Source organism: Kitasatospora sp. NPDC057904, from assembly GCF_042887925.1.
GTDB lineage: Bacteria > Actinomycetota > Actinomycetes > Streptomycetales > Streptomycetaceae > Kitasatospora.
In genome coordinates this window covers 1-6,493 of sequence record NZ_JBHVOL010000054.1, presented here as the reverse complement: position 1 = coordinate 6,493, position 6,493 = coordinate 1, and the positions used below count along the sequence as shown (strand labels likewise).

The 6,493-nt window shown below is 41.4% G+C and carries 5 protein-coding genes and 3 rRNA genes; 4 read left to right on the top strand and 4 right to left on the bottom strand.

All coding sequences use genetic code 11. The annotated features are described in order from the left end of the window. Nucleotides 1-379, bottom strand: a 16S ribosomal RNA gene (locus tag ACFVSN_RS44845); the annotation flags it as partial. Between the two features lie 537 nt (nucleotides 380-916). On the opposite strand from ACFVSN_RS44845, the gene ACFVSN_RS44840 reads away from it, so the two are divergent. From ACFVSN_RS44840 to ACFVSN_RS44825, 4 genes are all read left to right on the top strand, one after another. After that, nucleotides 917-1,486, top strand: a complete 570-nt coding sequence (locus ACFVSN_RS44840) for a tyrosine-type recombinase/integrase (protein ID WP_376174685.1) — start codon at nucleotides 917-919, stop codon at nucleotides 1,484-1,486. Between the two features lie 985 nt (nucleotides 1,487-2,471). Further along, on the top strand, nucleotides 2,472-3,722 hold the full coding sequence (locus ACFVSN_RS44835) for a replication initiation protein (protein WP_376532906.1): 1,251 nt from the start codon (nucleotides 2,472-2,474) through the stop codon (nucleotides 3,720-3,722). A 137-nt stretch (nucleotides 3,723-3,859) separates the two neighbouring features. Continuing rightward, nucleotides 3,860-4,657, top strand: coding sequence for a ParA family protein (locus tag ACFVSN_RS44830; protein ID WP_376296051.1), 798 nt, complete (start codon nucleotides 3,860-3,862; stop codon nucleotides 4,655-4,657). Beyond that, complete coding sequence (locus tag ACFVSN_RS44825) at nucleotides 4,641-4,904, top strand: hypothetical protein (RefSeq protein WP_376296050.1); 264 nt, start codon at nucleotides 4,641-4,643, stop codon at nucleotides 4,902-4,904. The genes ACFVSN_RS44830 and ACFVSN_RS44825 overlap by 17 nt, the downstream gene beginning before the upstream one ends. Before the next feature lie 46 nt (nucleotides 4,905-4,950). On the opposite strand, the gene ACFVSN_RS44820 is transcribed toward ACFVSN_RS44825, so the two are convergent. The 3 genes from ACFVSN_RS44820 to ACFVSN_RS44810 all read right to left on the bottom strand — a co-directional run. Beyond that, nucleotides 4,951-5,793, bottom strand: coding sequence for a tyrosine-type recombinase/integrase (locus ACFVSN_RS44820; protein ID WP_376296049.1), 843 nt, complete (start codon nucleotides 5,791-5,793; stop codon nucleotides 4,951-4,953). Nucleotides 5,794-5,940: 147 nt separating this feature from the next. Then, a 5S ribosomal RNA gene (gene rrf, locus ACFVSN_RS44815) occupies nucleotides 5,941-6,057 on the bottom strand. Between the two features lie 63 nt (nucleotides 6,058-6,120). Beyond that, nucleotides 6,121-6,493, bottom strand: a 23S ribosomal RNA gene (locus ACFVSN_RS44810); the annotation flags it as partial.

The window sequence follows — 6,493 nt, the reverse complement described above, 5'->3', positions numbered from 1 at the left end:
TGCGGAAGATTCCCTACTGCTGCCTCCCGTAGGAGTCTGGGCCGTGTCTCAGTCCCAGTGTGGCCGATCACCCTCTCAGGTCGGCTACGCATCGTGGCCTTGGTGAGCCATTACCTCACCAACTAGCTAATGCGCCGCGGGCCCATCTGTAAGTGACAGCCGAAACCGTCTTTCCATCTTTCCTCATGCGAGGAAAGAACGTATCCGGTATTAGCTCCGGTTTCCCGAAGTTATCCCAGTCTTACAGGCAGGTTGCCCACGTGTTACTCACCCGTCCGCCGCTAACTTCAGGGAGCAAGCTCCCATCCATTCGCTCGACTTGCATGTATTAGGCACGCCGCCAGCGTTCGTCCTGAGCCAGGATCAAACTCTCCGAAGAAATGTTTGACTTGCTCATTTGCTTTTAGAGTGTGTGCTCACTATTTTAAAACGTTGGCGCTTAGTTTTGTTCAGTTTTCAAAGAGCAATCACTTTAACAACTTAATCATCATATCACGAAGTTGAGTAGTTGTCAACTTCTGCGAAGAATGTTAGTTATTTTTAAAATCGCTATTTCTTAGCGACTACCTAATCTTACTACTATTTCAATAAGACGTCAATAGTTTTTTTCAAGAACATGTTCGATCTTGTTTTTACTGCTCTATCAATAATTTCTAAGATCAAAAATGCCTTGCTTGCTAAATAAGCAACTCCCTTATGATAAAAGAGTTTACACATGATGTCAATGATTTTTTTAGCAAGTTACTTTATGTATGATTCTGTAGACGACCGTACATTCATTTCCTTGATTTCATTGACTTCCTTCGTTTTTAATCCTTATAATGAAGATAAATACATAAAATCATACATTCAAGTATCCGTTTTATAAGGGCTCGCAACCTTTTCGGAACGTCTTGAAAAAGAAGGGGACACAATTATGAACCCTATTAAGAACGTGCAGCCCATTCGGAACCAGCAGCAGCTGGAAGATATGAAGTGGGCGCTTAAACGCCATTGTTCGGAACGTGATTACATTCTGTTTGTCCTTGGCTGTGAAACCGGGCTGCGAGTTGGAGATCTTTTACGACTCAAAACCAAACAGATTCTGAATTTGAAAGGAAAGTACACGAAGATACTGCGCATCAAAGAGGGAAAAACACAAAAAATCAGGGAGATGTACCTTGAAAACTGTTTTCAGGAAGTCTACGGCTATGCCGTCAATGTGGACAGTGAGTGGCTTTTTCCATCCCGGAAGGGGGACGGCGCCATCACGCCGACCCAGGCATACCGGCAGTTAAATAAGGCCGCCGACTTTGCTGGTGTCGACCATGTCGGCAACCATACCCTGCGGAAAACGTTCGGATACTGGTTTTACAAAGCGACAAAGGACATTGCGATGCTGCAGGGAATCCTGCACCATTCGGACCCTTCGATTACCCTGAGGTATATCGGCATCACAGAAGAAGAAACCAATAATGTCTTGAAAACCTTCAGTGTGTTTAAATAACGGTTCCGAACGAAGGAGCAGTCTTTGACTGTTCTTTTTTTTTACTTCCGAAAGACCCTCGTTATCAGACGTCCATAAAGGCTGTTTTTAGAGGTTTGAACTCCCTATCTTTATTTTCCTATTCGGAAAAAAATCAAACAGCTTAGAAAGGCAAATACAAAGCTTAAACAGCGTATTTTTTAAAAACCTCTTGGTGAATCATACACTTTTATGCCTGTTTTTCATTTTTCCTTTTCGGAACCCTCGAATCCTACATCTGTAGCTTTATCTACTTTCATTTTTCTCTTTTTCTTTTTCTAAAGCATTTATTTTCTCTTAACTCACATCTTGCCTGACTGTTCACATCAAGACAGAAAACTTTCCCTACCGGCCGGCGATATCTTTAGAGTGCCAGAAGACCTCAGCATTCCAAAAGGTACGTTGGCAGGGTGAGGTCTTCTGGCGTTTACGAAAAAGAATGAGCCGGCCGGTATCCTGAATATGTATAAGATCATGCTAGAAATAAGACAGAAATAAAGCCAGACATTGAATTCTTTATAATTTCTCTCTTTTTATCGCTCTATCAGAGGTGTAAAGACAGATCATTAAAACCTTTTAAAAAAATAATAGTCTTTAACCTTTGATACACAAATTAGTGTTTTGAACTTACTCTATCTTAAAGTTTTCAGAATTTTCACAACAAAAAACCCCCTGTTGTGTTTGTTTTACTAATATTGTTTTAATTGTTTTACATTGTTTTAATTGTTTTCGGAGGCCTCAAACCATTGGTATGACTGGCCTCAAGACCTCTAACTATAACATTTTTGGTGCGAACTATAACATTTTTGGTGCGAACTATAACATTTTTGGTGCGAACTATAACATTTTTGGTGCCTGAACTATAACATTTTTGGTGCGAACTATAACATTTTTGGTGCGAACTATAACATTTTTGGTGCGAATTATAACAAAAAAATCCTTTTGTTATCGATGGATTTTTGTCATAATGAAGAAGCTCGAAAGGGAGGAAATTGTGATGAAAATTTTAGAAAAAAACGAAACACAGAACAACCATTTGGTGACTAAGTCGAATATGCTCATTGAAGCAAATTATAAATTAGGCGTGGTAGAACAAAAAATCATCCTTTGTCTGGCGAGCCATATTACACCTGCAGATTCAGATTTCAAAACCTACACCCTGCCTATTCAGGAATTTTCAGATCTCCTAAGCTTAAAAGGAACACCCAAATATACAGAACTGAAGCAGATTACGAAGGATTTGATGAAGAAGGTATTTGAAGTGCGGATTAAAAAAAAGGTCATACAGGTTTCGTGGCTCAGCTATGTAGCGTATAACGAAACGGAAGGAACTGTAGACATAAGGTTTGATCCCTTCCTGCGGCCGTACCTGCTTCAGCTGAAAAGGGAATTCACAAGCTACAAACTTGAGAATGTGGTGAAGCTGAAAAGCTCCTACGCCATAAGGATATATGAATTACTGAAGCAATATGAAAGACTGAAGGAAAGATCCTTTTACCTGAAGGACCTGCGCAAAATGCTCGGGGCTGAGGATATCTATCCTGCATACGGAAACTTTAAGCAGCGTGTTCTTGTACCAGCCCAGAAGGAATTGAAGGCTAAAACGGATATATCCTTTGAAATAGAAGAAATCAGGACAGGACGAAGAGTGGATAAAATCAAATTTTTCATTACTTCAGGAAGCAATGGAAAACCTGATCAATTGGACCTGCTTCAAAATCATTTGCAGGAATTTGCCGATACGTTTATAGAGAAAGTGAAAAAACTCGGCTTAAAGATGGGGGTAAGGTTAACGGACGAAGTCATTCTTTCATGGGAAAAGCATGGACAGGACAATGTAATGAGCCTCCTGGAGAAAATACAGGACCGCAAGGACATCGAAAACCCCGTCGGATACATAACCAAGGTCTTAAAGGCAGCAAACAAGGATAATGATGAATCAGAAGACATCCTTATACGCTTAGTATCTGACTTCAGAAAATCAAAAGAAGTACTGCCTGCTTGGTATATACGGGAAAAGTCCATTGAAAAAATGGAGGAAGTACTGAAATTGGATCATGAATCAGCAGCAGTTACATTTGAAGAAATTAAAGAAGAATTATTTGAAGTTCTGCAAATTCAGGAGCCGGAGGCTGAAAGTGATTCAGTAGAGGAGCTAGAAAAGCGCAAGCGTAAGTTCGAAAAGCAACTTAAGAAATTAAAAAAAGGCACCCATTAATGAGTGCCTTTTTTAATTGGATGACAAAGGCATCGTATAAAATAAGAAGAAAACAACGTTAGAAGAAAGGAAGAAAAGAAGAAAAGAAGAAAACAACGTTAGAAGAAAAAAATAAAAGAAGAAAGGGTGATAAAGGGATGGCGATTACTATTACAATGGGAATTCAAAAGGGAGGCTGCGGAAAATCCACCACAACCGGCATTCTCGCGCACTTGTTGAGCAGAAATGGATATAGGGTCCTTGCAGTGGATATGGACTCACAGGGCAACCTTACAGAGCTTCTGTCTGAGCAGCCTTCAAATGAGTATATGGGCAAGTCCGTGCTGGAAGCGATGCAGGAAGATAATGTTGAGGGCTACATACTGAATATCAACGATCACCTCGATCTTCTGCCTGCCAACAACTTTTTGGCAACTTTCCCGCGCTGGCTGTATACGGGAAAAACATATAAAGGCGATACGATCCCTTTTAGCGGGAATCCAAGTTCTGTCTTAGATCATGCTTTGAAGTCCGTCAGGGACAGATACGATTTTATCGTTATTGATACTCCTCCCTCCTTAAGCGAACAGACAACAAATGCACTGTGTGCCAGTGAATACGTGGTTGTTTTATTCGAATGTTCAAATTGGTGCTATTCAGCTATCCCGAATTTCATGGATTCTATCCATGGAGCCAATGAATTCGGAAAGAGAAATACTCAGGCGATCGGCGTGCTGCGCACGATGAATGATGTAAGGCGAAGCGATGCCAAGGCCTTTAATGAACTAATTGCGGAAGATTACCCGGACCTGGTATTTGATACGGTGATTACCAGGAAGGCGCCTGTTGGCAGATTATCTCTGTATGGATTTAACCAGAACGCTGAACTGCGGCAGGCATTGGGACAATACGAAGGATTCTATAAGGAGTTGATCAGCCGTGTCGAAGGTAAATGACATCAAGAGTAAAATGCGCAGTCAAAAGCACATTAGCCCCAGTTTTGCCTTGAACGAAGAAGTATTACCGGAAGAAACCAAGGAACGTTTAAACAGTGGAAAAAAAGAAGAAAAGAAGAAAGACCGAAAACGGGTATCCTTCGATCTAAGAACGGACCTTCATAAAGAACTGAAAATGCAGTCGCTGCTTCAGGAAAAGAACATTTATCTATTGATCGAGGAAGCATTGGAACAGTATCTTAAATGAACACGATAAAAAAGAAATACCCGAATAACTGGGTATTTCTTTTTTATCAATCAAATGTATTTTGAATAGCTGCATCAAGTCCCTGTCCGGATTCTTTGATATAGCGTTTAGTCATATTTAAATCCTTATGGCCGACCAGCTTTGAGACGGTTTGAATCTCAATTCCTTTATCGATAAGATTCTGGCAAAAAGTATGTCTCAACTTGTGCGGGCTCACATCGTACTTGCTCAGCATATATTGAACCGCCCTCGGTGTCATACGCTGGTTAACACTGGATAAGAAGACTGCTTCATTCTCGGCCTTCAGAGAGTCTTTATAACGCTTAATATGCTCACTGGCAGCTCTTGATAGGGGGATAACCCGTTCAATCTCGCCTTTTGAATCCCGGATAAGAATAGATTCTCTTTCACCGTCTTTTTTTATATCGGTGTGATTTAATTCACAAAGCTCGGAGACCCGAATCCCGGTATGAAGAAGAACATAAACAATAGCAATGTTCCGCACATTTCCTTCGTCTTCCACTTCTTTTATTAGTGCTGACTGTTCAGCTGGCTCCAGTGACTCTGGTGGTTCATCCTTCTTTTCCTTGGCTTTGCGGTCAATGTTGGCCATAATCTCTGGTTTGTTAAGAAACCGGGAAAATACAGTGATGGCTGTATAATGCTTTTCGATTGTTCCGGCACTTTTATTGGAATCGTCCATATAATCAAGATAGGCCTGCACATGGGTCGATTCAATCTCTTCTATTTCTTCTTTCATCCATTGAAAAAATTGAGAGAGAACACCTACATATGTTTTAGCCGTACTGTCTGATTTATTTTGATCCATTAACCATTCAGCAAAAGAATGAAGGATTTGGTCAGTATTTCGGATTTCTTCTTTATTCATCAAAAATCCTCCCGCCTAGAGTTCATCCAAACGCTTCAGATGAAAAAATATACAAAAAAACCTTAGGAAAAATCCTAAGGTTTTTTTGAAAAGAGATAGGATTTTGAACCTGCATTCTTCGGGTTATGAATCCTAAAACTAGAAATTGCTTGGCGGCGTCCTACTCTCACAGGGGGAGAACCCCCAACTACCATCGGCGCTGAAGAGCTTAACTGCCGTGTTCGGAATGGGAACGGGTGTGACCTCTTCGCTATCGCCACCAAACATAAAAGGAACGTTGTTCCTTCAAAACTAGATAATAAGAAGGTATTTCATTTTTAAAAAGCGTTGGTTAAGTCCTCGATCTATTAGTATCAGTCAGCTCCACATGTCACCATGCTTCCACCTCGAACCTATCAACCTGATCATCTTTCAGGGATCTTACTAGCTTGCGCTATGGGAAATCTCATCTTGAGGGGGGCTTCATGCTTAGATGCTTTCAGCACTTATCCCGTCCGCACGTAGCTACCCAGCTATGCCTTTGGCAAGACAACTGGTACACCAGCGGTGCGTCCATCCCGGTCCTCTCGTACTAAGGACAGCTCCTCTCAAATTTCCTGCGCCCACGACGGATAGGGACCGAACTGTCTCACGACGTTCTGAACCCAGCTCGCGTACCGCTTTAATGGGCGAACAGCCCAACCCTTGGGACCGACTACAG